This is a genomic window from Pseudomonas karstica (genome assembly GCF_009707515.1).
GTDB lineage: Bacteria > Pseudomonadota > Gammaproteobacteria > Pseudomonadales > Pseudomonadaceae > Aquipseudomonas > Aquipseudomonas karstica.
This window is the reverse complement of sequence record NZ_WLYI01000037.1, coordinates 18206-36942: the sequence shown is the minus strand read 5'-3', so window position 1 is coordinate 36942 and position 18737 is coordinate 18206. Positions and strand designations below refer to the sequence as shown.

Here is an 18737-nt window from a genome sequence, read left to right as displayed (position 1 = left end):
AGGCTAGGTCGTGATTGTATCTGCCGCCAGAGAGCCGCCCATGGAACCCCGCCTGGATTATTACACTGCCTCGCCGCAAGCGCTCAAAGGCATGCTGATGCTGGAGGCGACGACCTTCGGCTTGTCCATCGAAAAACCGTTGCTGGAGCTGATCAAGATTCGCGTCTCGCAGCTCAACCACTGCGGATTCTGCACCGATATGCACTCGATGGCGGCACGTCAGCGAGGGGAGAGTGAGCGACGTTTGTTTGCCTTGTGCGTGTGGCGCGACTCGCCATTTTTTACCGCGCGGGAAAAGGCGGCATTGGCCTGGAGCGAGTCGGTGGCGACGTTGCCGACCTCAAGCCTCTCGGATGAGTTCTACGCCGCGACGCGCCTCGAATTCAGCGAAGAGGAACTGGTGGACCTGACCATGGCGGTGTCCAGCATCAGTGGCTGGAACCGCTTGGCGGTCAGTTTTCGGCAGCAACCGCCGAACAACTGATCAGGACAGGAAACCGCCGTCCACATTCAGCGACACCCCGGTGGTGTAGCTTGACGCATCGCTGGCCAGGTACAACACCGCACCGGCCATTTCACTGGGTTCTGCCACACGCTTGAGTGGAATCTGTTGCAGGGCCATTTTCAGAATCGAGTCGTTCTTCACCAGTGCCGAGGCGAACTTGGTGTCGGTCAGGCCCGGCAGCAGGGCGTTGCAGCGAATGCCGAACTGTGCGCACTCCTTGGCAAATACCTTGGTCATGTTGATCACAGCGGCCTTGGTCACCGAGTAGATACCCTGGAAGTGCCCTGGCGAAATGCCGTTGATCGATGCCACGTTGATAATGCTGCCACTGCCGTTTTCGCGCATCAGTTTGCCGGCTTCCACCGACATGAAAAAGTAGCCGCGGATGTTCACATCCACAGTCTTCTGGAACGCGCCCAGGTCGGTGTCCAGCACATTGCAGAACTGCGGGTTGGTGGCGGCGTTGTTGACCAGGATATCCAGGCGCCCGAACTGTTCGCGAATATTGGCAAACACCTGGGTGATCTGCTCCATCTCACCAATATGACAAGCGATGGCCGTGGCCTTGCCACCGTCTTCGATGATCGCGTCCGCCACGTGCTGGCAGCCTTCAATCTTGCGGCTGGAGACAATCACATGGGCGCCTTGCTGGGCCAACAACTTGGCGATGGCCTCACCGATACCGCGACTGGCGCCGGAAACGAAAGCGATCTTGCCATCGAGGTCGAACAATTGGGTCTTGGACATGGTTGTTCCTTGTGGGGTCATAGCTCGGGCTATCAGAGTGCGGATTTGCCGATGACATTCAGGCTCATTTGCTCCAGCAGCTTGTTCATCTGGATGAACTGCGCAAAGCGTTTGTCCTGGGTCTGGCCATGGAAGAAGCGGTAGTAGATCTGCTGCACGATGCCGGCCAGGCGGAACAGGCCGTAGGTGTAGTAGAAGTCGAAATTGTCGATCTGGATCCCTGAGCGTTCAGCGTAGTAGTCAACGAACTGGCGACGGGTGAGCATGCCCGGCGCGTTGCTCGGCTGGCGGCGCATCAGTTGCACCGGCGCCGGGTCCGCCGCTTCTATCCAGTAGGCGAGGCTGTTGCCCAGGTCCATCAGCGGATCGCCCAGGGTGGTCAGTTCCCAGTCCAGCACACCGATGATCTGCATCGGATTGTGGGGGCAGAGGATCACGTTGTCGAAGCGGTAGTCGTTGTGGACGATGCTGGAGGTCGGATGGTCGGCGGGCATCTTGTCGTGGAGCCAGGCGCGCACGACTTCCCAGCGGGGAGCATCGGCGGTCAGGGCTTTTTCGTAGCGCTCGCTCCAGCCACGAATCTGGCGCTCGACGTAACCCTCGGGCTTACCGAGGTCGGCCAGGCCACAGGCGGTATAGTCCACCTGGTGCAACTCGACGAACTTGTCGATAAAGCTCTTGCACAACGCTTCTGCTTTCGCCGCATCCAGGCCCAGTTCCGGCGGCAGGTCCGAGCGCAGGATGATCCCGTTGACCCGCTCCATCACATAGAACTCGGCGCCGATCACTGATTCGTCGGTGCAATGCACGTAGGCTTTGGGGCAGTACGGAAAGCCGTCTTTCAGTTGATTGAGAATCCGGTATTCGCGGCCCATATCATGCGCGGACCTGGCCTTGTGGCCAAAGGGCGGGCGGCGCAGGACGAATTCCTGGCCGGGGTATTCCAGCAGGTAGGTCAGGTTGGACGCACCGCCGGGGAACTGGCTGATTTTCGGGGTGCCACTCAAACCCGGGATATGCGCCTTGAGGTAGGGATCGATCAGGTTGGCATCAAGTTCTTCGCCTGGGCGAATCTGGGTGGGTTGGTCGTTAAGCGCCATGCTTATCCCTTCTGCTTATTCTAAAGGCCTCGGACTATTGGCTAATCTAATGCGCACCACCGCCCAGCCACAAGGTGGGGGCGGCTTAATAGGTTAGCGTGTTGGCCGATGATCAGTGTTCCTGATGTGCCGGATGAGTCAGATCACCAACTGCGCACGACCACCGGGGCTGCAGGACAGGTGGGCACTGATTTCGACTTTTGCCAGGTCGATGCCCAGGCCGGCGAGGAGGTTGTTGACGATAGGGTCGAGCAGCGGTGCCAGTACGCCGGAGATCACACCACCCAGCGTCGACAGCAAACCGTTGAGCAGTCCAGTGACAAGGCTCAGTACCGCACCCAGCAGGCTGGCTATTTTCGGGGTGTGTTCAATCAACTGGATGCCCGTGAGTGTGCCTTTCAGGCTGCCAAGCACATCACTGGCGGAGAATGGATAATAGTCAGGCGGTTGGTTGACGGCGGGCGGGTTGATGAAGGTGTGGTCGCGCTCGGTTTTGGCGACCTCGCTGTAGATTCGGATGCCCAATCCGCCAGCCCCAAAGGCTTCCCGCGGGGTACAGTTGGTGGTGCCGGGGTTGCAGGTTTGGGTGCCCAGATCCACGAGCCCGTACTCGTTGACCTTGAGTTCTTTTGACGATGAGAACAAATTGGCCGGATCCACCTTGCCGACCAACAAGCGTACCGCCGAGGTTGTACCTTTCACGGTCAACGACTTGTCTTTGCTGCTGTTGCAGCTGTAACCGGTGACAGAACCGCTGCCGCTGGCCGCTTCCAGGGCAATGTCGAGCTGGTCTCCGATGGCCAGGTCGCTGACCAGACAACAATTGGGATCGAAAATGCCTAGAAGGCCGCTCAGTACACCATTTACTACCTTTACCAGGCCGGCTAAGACATCGTTTACCACTGTGACGATCGGCAACTTTACCGAAACCAAGGTCCTGACTTGGGCCGTTCGCACGAAGATGGGCTGAGTCTCGATCAGTTTCGGGTTGCCGATGGTAGACAACTGCGCAGGCTCGATGATCTTGGTCTTGACCGTGACGCCCAACAATCCCAGCACGTTTACCGGCAATTCCGCCGCCACCGCACTTTCTTTGTTCGACAGTTGCACAAAGCCCTGGATCAGATCGAACAGTTTCAGATTGAGGTCCAGCGCTGCCTTGTCGAGACCGGTCTGGAGGGACAGCAAGTCCTTGAGGTGGAGGATCTCGGTGCCGGCGGCAATCAGCTTGATCGCTTCCAGGTCATTGATGATGACCTTGACGCCTTCGCCACCTCGTTGCAGCACATCGATGGCGGCCTGGATCAATTGGCCGACGGTGGCGTCGGTGCTGAGCAGTGCGTCGTAGTTGCCGGCACTGACGTGCAGTTCAATGGCCAGGGCGTCGAGGTAGCTGAGCAGGCTGATGTCGGTGTCGAGCAAACCCTGCCAGCCGACAGCGTCAAGCTTCAACTTGCCGCCCAGTAATCCACCGATCAGGCCATTGAGTATCTCGGACTTGCTGCTGTCTACCGTCAGCAAGGTGCTACGGGTCGTCAGTGAGGCCATTGACTGTAACGGCACGGCAGCCACGGCGGTGGCGACCAGCGGCGTCATCAGGTCGACGCGGCCTGTCGAGAACAAGGCGAGGATGCCCCCGGCGATGCTGGTGAGAACCTGATGCCGGGCAGTCACCTGAATCGCATCAGCCTTGAGCGGATCGGCGCTGAAGGTGCGCACAAAGTTGGTACCGGTGGTCAATGTGCCGCAGGCGACGGCCAGGGAGCGGTTATCGTTGAGGGTGAAACTGTTACGCGCGGCGCTTTCACGGGCAAACGCCACGGCGTTATTGGCCGGCACGGCGCAGTTTCCTCCACGGCTCACGACTTCCAGTGCGGCAGTGTCAGCCACCCGCTGCAACTTGCGCTTTTCCAGGTACAACCGACCGCTATCGAGCACCAGCAACAACAACAATAGGGCGAGGCTAAGAGTTAGCGCGCCCATCAGCCCAATCGCTCCGCGCTGGCGGGCCGGGCCGGATCCATGGCGAGACATATTACGTTCCTTCGTCAGTGCTGCAGCGGCGGCTTGATACTCACCGCAAGCAGTGTAGTCAGGATCTGGCAAGTTGCTGGCTATAAGCTATTGTTTGTCGCGACGATAATTTCCCAATTGTTTCAGTTTGGCGGCGGCAAGCTCACCGGAGTCAGGACGGGGCGGCCGGCAAAGTACTCCAGCAGGTTGTCGGCCACCCGCTGTACCGTGTCATGGGTTGCTTCCGGCGACAGGCCGGCGACATGGGGCGTGAGCACGGTATTGCTCAGGTGCTTGAGGGCGTCCGGCACATTGGGTTCATCATCGAATACATCCAGCGCCGCGCCGCCAATGCGCCGCTGCTCCAGGGCGGTAATCAGGTCGGCGGTGACCACTACGCTGCCTCGGGCGATGTTCACCAAAAAGCCGTTAGGCCCCAAGGCATCCAGGGCCTGGCGGTCGATCAAATGCCGCGTGCCGATGCCGCCGGGCGTGGCCAGGATCAGGAAGTCCGAGGCCCGCGCCAACTCCACGGGTGTAGAGCAGTAGGTGTAGCTCACGTCATCCCGGGCTTGGCGGCTGTGATAGCTGACTTCCATGCCGAAGCCCAGGGCGGCGCGCTTGGCGATCTCCATGCCCACCGCACCCAACCCGAGAATGCCCAACTGTTTACCGGACAGGGACGGGCGCATGGCCTTGGGCCATTCGCTGCGCCGCACTGCTGCATCTGCCCGAGGAATATCCCGTACCAGCGACAACAACAGCGCCATGGCGTGATCGGCCACCGATGGTGCATTTACCCCGGCGCCATTGGTCACCACGATCCCGCGATTGCTGGCGGCCTGCAGGTCCACATGTTCGTAGCCGGCGCCAATCACACAAATAATCTTGAGCAACGGCAGGGCGGCGATTTCCTCGGCATGCAGCCCCAGCGGCCCACGGGTCAACACCGCCTGGATTTGCCCACCGTGGGACTTGATCGTTTGCGCACGTTCGGCTGGCGTTGGCGCCAGGATTACGTGAAAACCATTGCCTTCGATCAGTGGCAGATAGTCATTGATGGTTTCAACCAGGACCAGAACAGTGATGGGCATTCGGGGGCTCTTCTTGACGGCTTTGATGGAAGCAGTATGCGATATTTCTTCGGCCTGAAGCCTGCGTCTGCCGAATAAAAAACTGACACGTGCAGGGTAATTGTCTTCCCGCGTGCGTCGACGGGACGGCTCTTGCTGAAGACCGTTGCTCAGCTAAGTCTTTGCTTATTCGAGTGAATCCCGGACAATCGCGCCCCTGTTTCGGTGAGGGCGCTGCCTGTCGGGTTTTTCCGGCTAGCCCCCACTGTGTGGCAATGAACCGGAATGCGGAGATCCGACCGGATGAATGACCAGGTCAATAGCGTCGACGAACGCTACGCAATGACACCTGCAACCCTCACACGCTGGAGCCGCCAGGACACCACTTGGATGCTCGGCCTGTTTGGCACGGCCATCGGCGCCGGTACCTTGTTTCTGCCGATCAACGCTGGCCTGGGCGGTTTCTGGCCGCTGCTGATCCTCGCACTGCTGGCTTTCCCGATGACGTTCTATGCACACCGTGGCCTGACCCGCTTTGTGCTATCGGGACGCAAAGGTTCGGATATCACCGAAGTGGTTGAAGAACACTTCGGGATCAAGGCCGGTGCGCTGATTACCTTGCTGTATTTCTTGGCGATTTTCCCGATCCTGTTGATCTACAGCGTCGCCCTGACCAATACCGTCGGCAGCTTCCTTGAGCACCAGTTGCACATCGCGCCACCACCACGGGCGATTCTGTCGTTTGTGCTGATCCTCGGCCTGTTGGCCGTGGTGCGTTGCGGCGAACAGGTGATCATCAGGGCCATGAGCCTGATGGTTTATCCGTTTATCGTGGCCCTGCTGTTCCTGGCGGTATTCCTGATTCCCCACTGGAACGGCGGCATCCTCAGCACCGCCAGCACGCTACCGGCACCTTCGGCCCTGCTGCATACGCTGTGGCTGGCCATTCCAGTGATGGTGTTCTCGTTCAACCATTCGCCGATCATTTCGGCCTTTGCCGTTGACCAGAAACGTCGTCATGGCGAACACGCCGAGGAGCGCAGTTCGCAGATCCTGTCCCGCGCCCACCTGCTGATGGTGGCGATGGTGCTGTTCTTTGTCTTCAGCTGCGTGCTGACCCTGTCGCCGGCGCAGTTGGCGCAAGCCAAGGCGCAGAATCTGTCGATCCTGTCCTACCTGGCCAACCATTTCAGTAACCCGACCATCGCCTTTGCCGCGCCGTTGATTGCATTCGTGGCGATTGCCAAGTCATTCCTGGGGCACTACATCGGTGCCAGTGAAGGCCTCAAGGGCCTGGTCGTCAAGAGTGGGCGCCGCCCGAGCTCCAGGGCCCTGGACCGCATGACCGCGGCCTTCATGCTGGTGGTGTGCTGGATCGTCGCCACGCTCAACCCAAGCATACTGGGGATGATCGAGACCCTGGGCGGGCCGATCATCGCCTCGATCCTGTTCCTGATGCCGATGTACGCCATTCGCAAGGTACCGGCCATGGCCAAGTACCGTGGCCTGGCATCGAATGTGTTTGTCACAGCGGTTGGCCTGGTGGCGATTACGGCGCTGGTGTATTCGTTTGTAGCCTAAGTTCGGGATGCCGATCGTTCCCACGCTCCGCGTGGGAATGCCGCCCCGGACGCTCTGCGTCCAGCTGGCGATGCAAGGTTCAAGTCCTGCGATCATCCGGGCCTTTCTTCAGGCATAAAAAAACGCCGCGTATCGTGTGATACGCGGCGTTTTCTATATCAACACACCTTAGGCTTGAAGCACCGGGATGTTGGCGTTTGCAGCGCTTTCACGGAACTCGGCGATCTGGTCAAAACTCAGGTAGCGATATACATCGCTGGCCATGGTGTTGATCTTCGCGGCGTACTCCATGTACTCCTCGACGGTCGGCAGGCGACCCAGGATGGAGGCCACCGACGCCAGCTCAGCCGAAGCCAGGTAGACGTTCGCGCCGTCACCCAGGCGGTTCGGGAAGTTACGGGTTGAGGTCGACACCACGGTGGAGTTCGGCTCTACACGTGCCTGGTTACCCATGCACAGCGAGCAGCCCGGCATTTCCATGCGCGCGCCAGCCTTGCCGTAGATGCCGTAGTAGCCTTCTTCGGTCAGTTGGTGAGCGTCCATCTTGGTCGGCGGCGACAGCCACAGACGGGTAGGCAGTTGACCCTTGACCTGATCCAGTAACTTACCGGCAGCGCGGAAGTGACCGATGTTGGTCATGCACGAACCGATGAACACTTCGTCGATCTTCTCGCCAGCAACGCTGGAGAGCAGGCGGGCGTCGTCCGGGTCGTTTGGCGCGCAGAGCACAGGCTCATTGATATCGGCCAGGTCGATCTCGATGACTTCGGCGTATTCGGCGTCGGCATCGGCCACCATCAACTCCGGGTTGGCAACCCAGGCTTCCATCGCTTGGGCGCGACGTTCCAGGGTGCGGGCATCGCCGTAGCCTTCGCCGATCATCCAGCGCAGCAGGGTGATGTTGGAGTTCAGGTACTCGGTGATGGACTCTTTCGACAGCTTGATGGTGCAACCGGCAGCCGAGCGCTCGGCCGAGGCGTCGGACAGCTCGAAAGCCTGCTCGATGCTCAAGTCGTCCAGGCCTTCGATTTCCAGGATGCGGCCGGAGAAGGCGTTTTTCTTGCCTTTCTTCTCTACGGTCAACAGGCCTTTCTGGATCGCGTAGTAAGGAATGGCATGCACCAGGTCACGCAGGGTGATGCCAGGCTGCATTTTGCCTTTGAAACGCACCAGGATCGATTCCGGCATGTCCAGTGGCATGACGCCAGTGGCGGCGGCAAATGCTACCAGGCCGGAACCGGCCGGGAACGAGATGCCCATCGGGAAGCGGGTGTGGGAGTCACCACCGGTGCCGACGGTGTCCGGCAGCAGCATACGGTTCAGCCAGCTGTGGATGATGCCGTCGCCCGGACGCAGGGACACGCCGCCACGGGTCATGATGAAGTCGGGCAGGGTGTGGTGGGTGGTCACGTCAATCGGCTTTGGATAGGCCGCGGTGTGGCAGAAGGACTGCATTACCAGATCGGTGGAGAAGCCCAGGCACGCCAGGTCTTTCAGTTCATCACGGGTCATGGGACCGGTGGTGTCCTGGGAGCCGACGGTGGTCATCTTCGGTTCGCAGTAGGTGCCTGGACGAACGCCTGCCACGCCACAGGCCTTGCCGACCATTTTCTGCGCCAGGGTGTAGCCCTTGGTGCTTTCAGCCGGGGCTTCCGGCAGCTTGAACAGGGTCGAAGGTGGCAGGCCCAGCTCGGTACGCGCCTTCTCGGTCAGGCCACGGCCGATGATCAGCGGGATACGACCGCCGGCACGGACTTCGTCCAACAGCACCGGGGTCTTCATTTCGAAGGTGGTCAGGACTTCGTCAGTGCCGTGCTTGCAGACTTTGCCAGCATGCGGGTACAGGTCGATCACGTCGCCCATGTGCATGTTGGTGACGTCGAATTCGATTGGCAGTGCGCCGGCGTCTTCCATGGTGTTGTAGAAGATCGGGGCGATCTTGCTGCCGAAGCAGAAACCGCCATTGCGCTTGTTCGGAACAAAGGGCACGTCGTCGCCGAAGAACCACAATACCGAGTTGGTCGCGGATTTGCGGGACGAACCGGTACCTACCACGTCACCGACGTAGGCGATCGGGAAGTCTTGGCCGCGCATTTCTTCGATCTGCTTCATCGGGCCGGTGACGCCCTGGGCGTCCGGCACGATGCCTTCACGGGCCATTTTCAGCATGGCCAGGGCGTGCAGCGGGATGTCAGGACGGGACCAGGCATCCGGGGCAGGGGACAGGTCGTCGGTATTGGTTTCGCCGGTGACCTTGAACACCCGCAGGCTGATCTTGTCAGCCAGGACTGGGCGGTTCTTGAACCACTCGCCGTCGGCCCATGACTGGATCACGGCCTTGGCGTATTCGTTGCCGTTCTTGGCTTTTTCCGCGACATCGTGGAACGCATCGAACATCAACAGGGTGTGCTTGAGCTGCTCCGCGGCAACCGGTGCCAGGGTCGCGTCGTCCAGCAGATCAACCAGGGTCACGATGTTGTAGCCGCCTTGCATGGTGCCAAGCAGTTCAACGGCGCGTTTCTTGTCGATCAGGGGGGAAGAAGCTTCGCCCTTGGCCAGGGCAGACAGGAAACCGGCCTTGACGTAGGCAGCTTCGTCAACGCCTGGTGGGATGCGGTTGGTGATCAGGTCAACGAGGAAAGCTTCTTCGCCAGCCGGGGGATTTTTCAGCAGCTCGACCAGGCCTGCGGTTTGTTCGGCGTTAAGCGGCTGGGGAACGATACCCAGGGCTGCACGCTCTTCGATATGTTTGCGGTAGGCTTCAAGCACAGTTATTACCCTCATCAGTGGTCCCACGGGACGCTCATCCAGATATGCACGGCACGCATGCGCTCGGGGGCTTTTTGGGCCACAAAGCCAGCGCTGCCGGCATTTCTCACAGAAGCTGCTTTCAAAGTTTTACGCCTGCAGAACGGAGCTGATGAGGGTTGGCGCTGGTCATTCACCTACCGGGTAAATAACCATCGCCAACACCGTTCTGAAGGAACGACTGTGCTCGTGACGCTTTGAAAACAGCTTCCAGCGGATTATTGGCGCCTTACAAGGCCGGGTGATTCTACGGCAAAAAATGCCTAAAGGTAAGTTGCTGCGCCAAGTTTGCGCAGGTGTGAAGGTTAGACAAAGGGCTAACATGGGCCGTTGTTTTACTGATTGATGAGCTGCCGCCCATGCCCAGCCAGACCCTCAAAACCCTCTGCGCCGGGCCTGTAGCCTGGCCCCTGGCTATAAGACGAGCTCTTCCAGGTGGTCCATCAACGCCTGCGGCTTGAGCACCAGCACATCACTCTCCACCGCATCCAGCACTACTTCTGCCGTATTGCCAATCAATGCCCCGGAAATCCCTGTGCGCGCCACCGTGCCAATAATCGTCACCGCCGCTTGCCATTTATGCGCCGCGTGAGGGATCAGCACGTCCGCCGGGCCTTCTTCGATGTGCAGATGGAAGTCATCAATATCGAATTCGGCCTGGAATGCTTTGCACTGTTCGCGATAACGGGCTTCGATGGTTTCCGTGAGTTGGAGCACTGGGTCTTGCGCCGACAGCATGGGCGAGGGGTGGGCGCTGATCACATGCAACTGGGCCTTGGCCAGGCGGGCGATGTCGAAGCCGTGGTCGACGATGGCGTTGTGCAGGGAGCGGTGTTCGCTGTCGGTATTGCCCACGTCGATGGCCGCCAGAATGACACCGCCAACCCAAGGCGTGGCGGTCTTGACCAGTAGCACCGGGGACGGACAGTAGCGCAACAGTTTCCAGTCAGCCGGGGTCAGCAGGGCCTTTTTCAGCGAGCTGTCGGGAAAATGTTGCTTGATGACCAGGCCACAGCCTTCGGCCTGCTGCACGATGATGATGGTTTCATGCAGGCTGTCGCTCCATGCCTGCTCGGTGGTGACGCTATAGCCGTCCACCAGCAACCTCTCCTTGAGCAGGCTCAGCATTGCGCCATGGTCATGTTTACGGTCGCACACCAGCAAGTGCAGGTGCGCGCCGGTCACCCCGGCGATCAGCTTGGCGCGCCTGAGGGCCAGGCTTTCCGAATGCGCGGGTTCGATAACCACCAGAATGCTACGGATGGCTTGCATGGTCGGGATCTCCAGGAAAAAGGCCTGGAACAACTATAGTTGCTGCCCGGCATCCGTCATGTTGATGTGTATCAAAGTCCGTGACTGGTGGTCTGCGGCGCGGTCGGTATAATCGGCGCCCCTTTGTGATCCATTTGCCCGTGAGCCCGATGAACCTGCCAGAAATCCATGAATTCCTCGGTTGCCGCACCCCTGATGCCTGGGTCCAGGCTGCGCTGGCCGATCAGGACACCCTGCTGATCGACCACAAGAACTGCGAATTCAAAGCCGCCAGCACCGCTCTGAGCCTGATGGCCAAGTACCACGGCCACGTCGATCTGATCAATATGATGTCGCGCCTGGCCCGGGAAGAGTTGGTGCACCACGAACAAGTCATGCGCCTGATGAAAAAGCGCAAGGTCGAACTGCGCCAACTGCATGCCGGGCGTTATGCCTCCGGTTTGCGCAAAGTCGTGCGCAGTCACGAGCCGGTCAAACTAGTGGATACCCTGGTGGTCGGTGCCTTTATCGAAGCCCGCAGTTGCGAGCGTTTCGAAGCGCTGGTGCCGCATTTGGACGAAGAACTCGGCAAGTTCTACTTCGGCCTGTTGAAAAGCGAAGCGCGGCATTTCCAGGGTTATCTGAAACTGGCGTACCAGTACGGTGACGCCAAGGACATTGCCCAGGTCATTGAGCGGGTGCGCGTTGCCGAGCAGGATCTGATCGAGTCACCGGACGTCGAGTTCCGTTTTCACAGCGGCGTGCCGGCCTGAAGTAACGTAGACCACCCCACCTATCAAGAGGGTCATCCCGGCCAGTAGCAGGATGACCGTCTGGGTTCCCAGCGGCGCCGCCAACAGTGCAATCAGCAAGCCGGCCAAGGGCTGGGAGATATTGTTGAGCAGGGTCATCACCCCCACGGTCTTGCCAAAGTCTCGTGCCGGAATGATCCGTTGGCGAATGCTGCGCATATACACGTTGAACATCTTGTCAAACCCGGTAATCAGCAAGAACCCCAGGGTATAACCCCAGAGGTTGGGGCTGATCGCGGTGATCAGCGCCCCCACGGCAATCATCGAACAGGAAAGCCCGCCGAGCATTTTCAATGGCAGGGTAGCCCGCGCCAGGTAGAACAGAATGGCGATAGTCACTACCGCCCCCGCTGCCTGCAGCCCGGCGTAGGTGTCCTTGCCGGCGGCATATTGGCCGATGACCATGGCCGCCGAAGTCGCCAGGGTGACACCGATGATCAAGTTCACGCCGGCCGCCAGGGCGATGATCTTTTTCAGTTCCGCCAGGTTGCGGATATGCCCGAAGGCGATGCGCAGGGGTTGCAGCCAGATGTCCTGGTGTTGCTCAAAGCTTTCCAGGCCGACCGTCGTGCGGCGTTGCCAGAACAGCATCGCCAGGTCCGCCAGCAGGAATAGCCCGGCAATCCCCAGCAGCACCCAGTGCCAGGCCCAGATCTCCAGCATCAGTGCCGCTACCAGCGGGCCCAGTACCAACCCCGTCTGGTCGGCAATTTGCGAGTAGGACAGGGTTTTGGCATAGGTGTAATGCTTGAAGATATGTGGCATCACCACTTCCCGGGCCATGATGCCCAGGGTGGTGAGCACTCCGCATAGCGCCGACAGGATGACAATCCAGTAGATGCCTTCAAACATCCCGTACAACACCACCGCCACCACACAGGCCAGCGCCCGGTAAACCTGGCTGATGTGCAGGATGCGCACCGGCGAAAACTTGTCACACAGTGCCCCGCAGACCGGGAAGGCCAGGAAACGCGGCAACGATTCGACGAAGAACGCCAGCCCGGCCCAAGACACGCTATGGGTGGTCTGGAATACGATCAGCGGCACCATGAATAACAGAATCTGGTCGGCCAGCCGGGACAGAAACAGCGATATGAAGAAAGCCAGGTAATCCTTGCGCATACAGCGTCCTGTAATGGCAGTTAAAGACTGCAGGCTGTTTGTGAGAAGCACTTGAAAACATCAAGCTGCGTCGGAAGCCGGCTTGGAGGGTGGCTGCGCGCACTAGTGCAAGACGCGCTCCAGGAACTGACGGGTGCGTTCCTCCCGGGGTTCATTGACCACTTGGCGCGCATCACCGACTTCGCAGATCAAGCCGCTGTCAAAAAAAGCGATCTTGTCTGCCGACTCACGGGCGAAGGCGATGTCATGAGTCACCATGATGATAGTCATGCCTGATGCCTTGAGTTTGCGAATGGTGTCCAGCACCTCTCCTACCAGTTCAGGGTCGAGGGCCGAAGTTATCTCGTCAAATAGCATGTAGTCAGGTTTCATCGCCAAGGCGCGAGCAATCGCCAGTCGCTGCTGCTGGCCTCCGGAAAGGCTCGCAGGACGCATGTTCGCCCGCTCGCCCAGCCCAACGAACTCAAGATGCTCAATGGCCAGTTGCAGGGCTTGAGCCTTGGGGATTTTCTTCACCAGGCGCGGAGCCAGCGCCACATTCTCAAGCGCTGTAAGGTGCGGGAACGCATTGTATTGCTGGAATACGATGCCGAGTTTCTGGCGGAGTTTATTCAAGTCGGTTTCTTTGGCGTGCACGTTTATGCCGTCAACAATGATGTTACCGGCCTGGATCGGCTCCAGGCCATTGATACACTGCAACAAGGTGGATTTCCCCGATCCGCTGCCACCAATCAAGCAAAACACTTCACCCTTCTCGATCTTCAGGTTGATGCCTTTGATGACTTCCAGGCGGCCATAGCTTTTACGAAGGTTCTTGATCTCAATCATGCTGCATTACCTTTTCCAGGCGCTGGCTGTAGCGGGAGATGGGGTAGCAAATCACGAAGTAAAACAGTCCTGTGCCAGCCAACACCAGGAGCGCCTCGTTTGAACGGTTGATCAGGATTTGCGAGGCCCTCAGGAGCTCTACATAGCCCACCACGCTGACCAGGGCCGTGTCTTTGGTGAGGCCTATGACCGTGCCAATCCAGCCGGGAAACAGGCTGCGAAAGGCCAACGGCGCCGATACATGGAAAAGCTCTTGCCAGTAACTCAATCCGAGTGACCTGCCGGCCTTCTTCAGTTGTGGCCGGATTGATTGCAAGCCTGAGCGCACCAGCTCCGATGTCAGCATTCCCATATAGACGCTGAGAACGATCACGCCGATGAGTAATGGGCTCATGGCGAAGCCGGCCATTGCGAAGAAACTATTGACCAGGATGAACTGGATGATCAGTGGAATGCTGCGCGTGACATTGACAAAAGGTCCAAGGCCCACTCGGGCAGCCACTGAATTTTCTCGAAGCCATCCCACCAGTATGCCGATCAAGGTGCCGAAAAATGTCGCCAGGACGCTCAGCAGAAGGGTGTGCCAGATACCCGTGAGCACAAACGGAATATCGCTCCACTGCAAGCTTGAATAAGACAGTTGAAATTGCATGAAGGCTTACCCCTTGAACACGCGCCAGAAGGTGAGTCGGGCGCCGCTTTCGATGATTTTCGACATGAGGTAGTACATCAGCGCGGCGATGATGAAGAATTCGAACGTTCTGAAGGACTCCGACTGGGCCGCTTGTGTCGCGCCAGTCAGTTCGCGCAGGCCGATGATCATCCCCAGCGAACTATTGAGCAGTGCCCAATTGAGCTGGTTGACATAGGGGAAGTAGACAACCTTGAAGAGCTGCGGGAAAACCACGTGCGTGTAGGTATTGAATGAAGAAATGCCCAGTGATCGTGCAGCCGTGTGTTGTTGCTTTGGAATTGTCTGCAGGCCACCACGGAAAATTTCAGCCAGATAGCCTGCATTGTTGAATGAGAGCGCCAGCAGCATTGCTACGTAGCTGGAAAAGTGCAGCCCTATGGCGCCCAGCCCAAAATAAATCATGTAGATCTGGAACAGCGCGGGGGTGTTCCGGGCAACTTCGACCCAGGAGGTGGCGAAGGCATAGCCCATGCCTTTTTCCTGGCGCCGCAGCAACGTGAGTGCAAGGGCGATCAGCGTGCCGATGATCATCGAAAGAACCGTCAAGGCAAGTGTTGCTTTTGCACCTTCGATAAGCTCGGGAAGCTTCTCCCAAACCACTGACCAATAAAACGTATATCCGAACATGTCGCAGGCTCCAGGTGGAAGGTGCGCGGGTTACCCGTGCGGGTGACCCGGCACCCAGGCGGTGATTAGTAATCCACGCCGGAAACGGCGAGTGAAGGGGCTTCACCGTCACCGAAATACTGTGCATATAGTTCCTGGTAGCGACCGTTCTTCACTTGCGTCCAGACAAACGTTTTCACCCAATCAAGCATCTGTGTGTCTGCTTTGCGCACGGCAATACCGCACAGGTCGGGAGGAGTAGGGGCGACACCTTTTATTACGAGGGTGGGGAATTGCCCGCTCTGAACGAGCGCGGCGGCAGAGGCGTTACCGATGATGACGCCATCTATCTTGCCCTGAGTCAGCGCCAGATAGCTTTCAGCTTCGCTGCCAAAACCGGTGTAGCTGCCGCTGGTGTCATTCCAGCCCTTGCGCAGTACTTGCAGCTCTTGCTCGGTCGTGGTGCCTGTCACACCACCGATGTTGCGTCCTTTCAAGTCTTGAAACGCTTCAATCCTGGCGTCCTTGCGGGTCAGGACTACGTTGGTGTAGTTCACGTAAGGCTGCGAAAAACTGACGGACATCGCCCGCTGGGGCGAAATTGACGCAGAGGCAATCAGTACGTCAATACGATTTGAGACCAGGGCGGGGATGCGCTCGGAAGAAGGGGTTTCAACGATCTTGGGCGTTACCCCGAGGGCTTTGGCCATGTCCTTGCAGTACTGGACGTCATAGCCGTCCGGTTCATTGGCCTGGTTGCGAAAACCTGCCGGCGGGTAGTCGAGTTGGACGCCGCAACGCAGGGTCTTTGACGAAATGACTTTATCCAGGGTCGAGTCCGCAGCAACTGAAGCCATGGATGCCGTCGCCACGCAGGCAGCTAGAACGGAAGCATTTACATATCTTGTAATGGTCATGGGATGTACCCCGATGTGGTTGGCATTTGATTTTTTTATGGTGCTGAACCGGTGCCTACTGTATCCAATCTACAATGTTTTTCAACTGAAAATATACTCAATGTTTAATGATGGTAGAAGAGGTGTCATTTAGATATGGCGCCAGGATTTGAGCGATGTCGGTAGTTTTTTGTAAAAATATTCATATAAATCAGAGTTATATTGGGATTAGAAAAAATGTATCTGATTAATCCATATCTCAATCACCCTATGGTTTCACCAGGGAATTGACAATTTTGTCTACTGTATCCAATCTACACGAGTGAATATGTGGCGTATTGTTTAACATTGGATCGCTGCTTGAGTGACCGTCTACCAGCTGAAAGGGGTGTAGTTCATGAGGCACGTTATCGTCATCGGAGCAGGTATCGTCGGGCTATCAACTGCACACCATCTGCTGCGGGAAGGGGCAGAGGTCACGCTCATTGACCGCGACCCGGCAGGTGATAAAGCGTCGTTCGGTAACGCCGGCGGCATCGCGGTGACGGAAGTGATCCCGGCCTCGGTGCCGGGTCTGTTTTTCAAGGTGCCGGGTTGGTTGCTTGATCCGTTGGGGCCCTTGGCAATACGGCCGGCCCACGCGCCCAAACTGATCCCCTGGTTTTTACGTTTCTCGAAAGCAGGCAGTGCCGCCGAGGTCAAGCGCATAGCCGCAGCGCTGGCTGCGCTGAATGGCCGGGTCTACGAAGATCTCCTGCCGTTGCTCGCGGAAAATGGCTTGATGGGAGAGCTTCACCAGCGAGGTGCCCTGACGGTTTATGAACACGAAGAGGCATTCAAGAAAGAAGCGGGGCAGTGGGATCTCAAGCGCTCCCTTGGCATTGAGGTGCGCGTATTGAGTGGCAGCGAAACACGCGAGATGGAACCCGCACTGGGTGAGTCCATCTCTCGAGGGGTTTTCACGCCTCAGTGGTCGCACGTCAATGACCCTAAAGTGCTGGTGGATAAACTGCGCGAGTCTTTAGTCGCCCGTGGGCTGCGCATCCTGGTCGGCGAGGTTTCAAGTATCCAGCCCGGCATTGGCAATGGGTCAGTAGCCCTGGGGCTCAGCCACGGCCATCAGGTATTGGCCGATAAAGCGGTTGTAGCCGCCGGTGCGTGGTCTGGAATCCTGGCTCGAGGTGTGGGTGACAAGGTATTGCTGGAGAGTGAGCGTGGTTACAACACCACTATTGCGGACCCGGGTGTGAAGCTGTCCAGGGAGATCATTTTTGCCGAACGCCATTTTGTGGCCGCGCCGCTGAGCTGTGGCTTGCGGATCGGTGGCGCGGCTGAATTCGGCGGGCTGCATGCAGCTGCGAACTTCAAGCGTTCGCAAGCGTTAACCCAGCTTGCCGCTCTCTATCTTCCAGCCTTGAAAACTGAAGGCGGGACGTTCTGGGCAGGGCATCGCCCGGCAACGCCGGATAGCCTTCCGGTGATTGGGCGATCAACACATAACCCCAGCGTTATCTACGCATTTGGCCATGGCCATCTTGGCCTGACGCAAGGCGCAACAACGGGTCGCTTGGCAAGCGATATAGCCCTGGGCAAGCCGCCGTTGATTGATCTACGCCCGTATGCGATCAGCCGCTTCAACTAACCAACAACAAGAGAGTTTTCCCATGCCTCGCCATACTTTTTTTTGCGTCGACGCTCACACATGCGGCAACCCGGTGCGTGTCGTTACAGCGGGAGGGCCTTTATTGCCCAATGTCTCTATGGCCGAAAAACGTGAGATTTTTCAGCGCGATCACGACTGGGTTCGTCGGGCCTTGATGTTCGAGCCGCGTGGCCACGATGTGATGTCGGGAACAATCCTTTACCCTTCATCGCGCAATGATTGTGACATTGGCGTGCTGTTTATCGAGGTCAGTGGATGCTTGCCAATGTGTGGTCACGGCACAATCGGCACGGTGACCGTAGCGTTGGAAACAGGGCTGGTTGTTCCTGCTGTCGAAGGCAAGCTGGCAATCGAGACTCCGGCGGGGCGTGTTGCTATTGAGTACCAGAAACATGGCGCACAGGTGGAACAGGTGCGCTTGTTCAATGTTGCCAGCTATCTCCACGCCGCAGAGGTAGAGCTCGACGTTCCCACCTTCGGCAAGTTGACCGTCGATCTTTCCTATGGGGGTAACTACTACGTCATTATCGAGCCCCAGGCGGCCTGGTCAGGCCTGGACTCGATGTCGGTGCGCGATATCGTCCGGTTGAGCCCCTTGGTGCGTCAGGCAGCCCAAGAGGCACTGGCGCCGGTCCATCCCGAAGACGGCCGCATCCATGGAGTCAGCCATGTAATGTGGTGTGACAAACCGAAGCACCCTCGCGCTCATGCGCGTAACGCGGTGTTCTACGCAGAGAAGGCAATCGACCGCTCACCCTGCGGCACCGGCTCCAGCGCGCGTATGGCCCAGTTGGTGGCCAGGAATCGCTTGAAGGTCGGCGACGAATTCATTCATGAGAGCATTATCGGAACGCTATTTGATTGCAGGGTTGAGTCCGCGACTGAGGTCGGTAGCTTCGCCGCCATTATGCCGAGCGTCGCCGGGTGGGCGCAGGTGATCGGGCATAACACTATTTTCGTGGATGATCGCGATCCATTGGCACACGGTTTTCAGCTTGCCTAAGCCGAGCTCGAGTCGCGATAAAAAAGCCCCGGAAG

The 18737-nt window shown here is 58.3% G+C and carries 16 protein-coding genes; 5 read left to right on the top strand and 11 right to left on the bottom strand.

Annotation, left to right across the window (positions count from 1 at the left end):
- The first annotated feature begins 40 nt into the window (after positions 1 to 40).
- A complete protein-coding gene (locus GIR22_RS22425) occupies positions 41 to 484 on the top strand; it encodes a carboxymuconolactone decarboxylase family protein (protein ID WP_154745460.1) in 444 nt (147 codons plus the stop codon).
- On the opposite strand, the gene GIR22_RS22420 is transcribed toward GIR22_RS22425, so the two are convergent.
- The 4 genes from GIR22_RS22420 to GIR22_RS22405 all read right to left on the bottom strand — a co-directional run bounded on the left by GIR22_RS22420 (position 485) and on the right by GIR22_RS22405 (position 5459).
- Positions 485 to 1252: an SDR family oxidoreductase gene (locus GIR22_RS22420; RefSeq protein WP_246208466.1), complete on the bottom strand. Its 768-nt coding sequence runs from the start codon at positions 1250 to 1252 to the stop codon at positions 485 to 487.
- A gap of 32 nt (positions 1253 to 1284) precedes the next feature.
- Entirely contained in the window at positions 1285 to 2352 is a 1068-nt protein-coding gene (locus GIR22_RS22415) for a phosphotransferase family protein (protein ID WP_154745458.1), read from the bottom strand.
- Between the two features lie 138 nt (positions 2353 to 2490).
- Positions 2491 to 4386: a pilus assembly protein TadG-related protein gene (locus GIR22_RS22410; RefSeq protein ID WP_154745457.1), complete on the bottom strand. Its 1896-nt coding sequence runs from the start codon at positions 4384 to 4386 to the stop codon at positions 2491 to 2493.
- 122 nt (positions 4387 to 4508) lie between these two features.
- Positions 4509 to 5459, bottom strand: coding sequence for a 2-hydroxyacid dehydrogenase (locus tag GIR22_RS22405; RefSeq protein WP_154745456.1), 951 nt, complete (start codon positions 5457 to 5459; stop codon positions 4509 to 4511).
- 282 nt (positions 5460 to 5741) lie between these two features.
- Between GIR22_RS22405 and GIR22_RS22400 the strand changes: the two genes are divergently transcribed.
- The gene (locus tag GIR22_RS22400; protein ID WP_154745455.1) at positions 5742 to 7019 is read left to right on the top strand and encodes a serine/threonine transporter; all 1278 of its coding nucleotides are present in this window, start codon (positions 5742 to 5744) and stop codon (positions 7017 to 7019) included.
- A 168-nt stretch (positions 7020 to 7187) separates the two neighbouring features.
- Here the strand turns inward: GIR22_RS22400 and acnB are convergent, their stop codons facing one another.
- On the bottom strand, positions 7188 to 9788 hold the full coding sequence (gene acnB / locus GIR22_RS22395) for a bifunctional aconitate hydratase 2/2-methylisocitrate dehydratase (protein WP_178122419.1): 2601 nt from the start codon (positions 9786 to 9788) through the stop codon (positions 7188 to 7190).
- A gap of 453 nt (positions 9789 to 10241) precedes the next feature.
- Positions 10242 to 11099, bottom strand: a complete 858-nt coding sequence (locus GIR22_RS22390; protein ID WP_154745453.1) for a universal stress protein — start codon at positions 11097 to 11099, stop codon at positions 10242 to 10244.
- 149 nt (positions 11100 to 11248) lie between these two features.
- On the opposite strand from GIR22_RS22390, the gene GIR22_RS22385 reads away from it, so the two are divergent.
- Entirely contained in the window at positions 11249 to 11851 is a 603-nt protein-coding gene (locus GIR22_RS22385) for a MiaE family protein (RefSeq protein ID WP_154745452.1), read from the top strand.
- Here the strand turns inward: GIR22_RS22385 and GIR22_RS22380 are convergent.
- The 5 genes from GIR22_RS22380 to GIR22_RS22360 all read right to left on the bottom strand — a co-directional run bounded on the left by GIR22_RS22380 (position 11807) and on the right by GIR22_RS22360 (position 15997).
- Positions 11807 to 13012 carry an MFS transporter gene (locus GIR22_RS22380; protein ID WP_154745451.1) on the bottom strand — a complete coding sequence of 402 codons (1206 nt, stop codon included), beginning with the start codon at positions 13010 to 13012 and terminating at the stop codon, positions 11807 to 11809. The genes GIR22_RS22385 and GIR22_RS22380 overlap by 45 nt on opposite strands.
- A gap of 102 nt (positions 13013 to 13114) precedes the next feature.
- A complete protein-coding gene (locus GIR22_RS22375; protein WP_154745450.1) occupies positions 13115 to 13840 on the bottom strand; it encodes an amino acid ABC transporter ATP-binding protein in 726 nt (241 codons plus the stop codon).
- Positions 13833 to 14492, bottom strand: a complete 660-nt coding sequence (locus tag GIR22_RS22370) for an amino acid ABC transporter permease (RefSeq protein ID WP_154745449.1) — start codon at positions 14490 to 14492, stop codon at positions 13833 to 13835. The genes GIR22_RS22375 and GIR22_RS22370 overlap by 8 nt, the downstream gene beginning before the upstream one ends.
- A gap of 6 nt (positions 14493 to 14498) precedes the next feature.
- Positions 14499 to 15161, bottom strand: a complete 663-nt coding sequence (locus GIR22_RS22365) for an amino acid ABC transporter permease (RefSeq protein ID WP_154745448.1) — start codon at positions 15159 to 15161, stop codon at positions 14499 to 14501.
- A 65-nt stretch (positions 15162 to 15226) separates the two neighbouring features.
- Positions 15227 to 15997, bottom strand: coding sequence for a transporter substrate-binding domain-containing protein (locus GIR22_RS22360; protein ID WP_246208465.1), 771 nt, complete (start codon positions 15995 to 15997; stop codon positions 15227 to 15229).
- A gap of 436 nt (positions 15998 to 16433) precedes the next feature.
- Between GIR22_RS22360 and GIR22_RS22355 the strand changes: the two genes are divergently transcribed.
- On the top strand, positions 16434 to 17678 hold the full coding sequence (locus tag GIR22_RS22355; RefSeq protein ID WP_154745446.1) for an NAD(P)/FAD-dependent oxidoreductase: 1245 nt from the start codon (positions 16434 to 16436) through the stop codon (positions 17676 to 17678).
- A 22-nt stretch (positions 17679 to 17700) separates the two neighbouring features.
- Complete coding sequence (locus tag GIR22_RS22350; protein WP_154745445.1) at positions 17701 to 18702, top strand: 4-hydroxyproline epimerase; 1002 nt, start codon at positions 17701 to 17703, stop codon at positions 18700 to 18702.
- Positions 18703 to 18737: the final 35 nt, after the last annotated feature.

What these genes read in the sequence shown, in the direction of transcription:
- GIR22_RS22425 (WP_154745460.1), top strand. Translation starts at nt 41, where the DNA reads ATGGAACCCCGCCTGGATTATTACACTGCCTCGCCGCAAGCGCTCAAA.
- GIR22_RS22420 (WP_246208466.1), bottom strand. Translation starts at nt 1,252, where the DNA reads ATGTCCAAGACCCAATTGTTCGACCTCGATGGCAAGATCGCTTTCGTT.
- GIR22_RS22415 (WP_154745458.1), bottom strand. Translation starts at nt 2,352, where the DNA reads ATGGCGCTTAACGACCAACCCACCCAGATTCGCCCAGGCGAAGAACTT.
- GIR22_RS22410 (WP_154745457.1), bottom strand. Translation starts at nt 4,386, where the DNA reads ATGTCTCGCCATGGATCCGGCCCGGCCCGCCAGCGCGGAGCGATTGGG.
- GIR22_RS22405 (WP_154745456.1), bottom strand. Translation starts at nt 5,459, where the DNA reads ATGCCCATCACTGTTCTGGTCCTGGTTGAAACCATCAATGACTATCTG.
- GIR22_RS22400 (WP_154745455.1), top strand. Translation starts at nt 5,742, where the DNA reads ATGAATGACCAGGTCAATAGCGTCGACGAACGCTACGCAATGACACCT.
- GIR22_RS22390 (WP_154745453.1), bottom strand. Translation starts at nt 11,099, where the DNA reads ATGCAAGCCATCCGTAGCATTCTGGTGGTTATCGAACCCGCGCATTCG.
- GIR22_RS22385 (WP_154745452.1), top strand. Translation starts at nt 11,249, where the DNA reads ATGAACCTGCCAGAAATCCATGAATTCCTCGGTTGCCGCACCCCTGAT.
- GIR22_RS22380 (WP_154745451.1), bottom strand. Translation starts at nt 13,012, where the DNA reads ATGCGCAAGGATTACCTGGCTTTCTTCATATCGCTGTTTCTGTCCCGG.
- GIR22_RS22375 (WP_154745450.1), bottom strand. Translation starts at nt 13,840, where the DNA reads ATGATTGAGATCAAGAACCTTCGTAAAAGCTATGGCCGCCTGGAAGTC.
- GIR22_RS22370 (WP_154745449.1), bottom strand. Translation starts at nt 14,492, where the DNA reads ATGCAATTTCAACTGTCTTATTCAAGCTTGCAGTGGAGCGATATTCCG.
- GIR22_RS22365 (WP_154745448.1), bottom strand. Translation starts at nt 15,161, where the DNA reads ATGTTCGGATATACGTTTTATTGGTCAGTGGTTTGGGAGAAGCTTCCC.
- GIR22_RS22360 (WP_246208465.1), bottom strand. Translation starts at nt 15,997, where the DNA reads ATGGCTTCAGTTGCTGCGGACTCGACCCTGGATAAAGTCATTTCGTCA.
- GIR22_RS22355 (WP_154745446.1), top strand. Translation starts at nt 16,434, where the DNA reads ATGAGGCACGTTATCGTCATCGGAGCAGGTATCGTCGGGCTATCAACT.
- GIR22_RS22350 (WP_154745445.1), top strand. Translation starts at nt 17,701, where the DNA reads ATGCCTCGCCATACTTTTTTTTGCGTCGACGCTCACACATGCGGCAAC.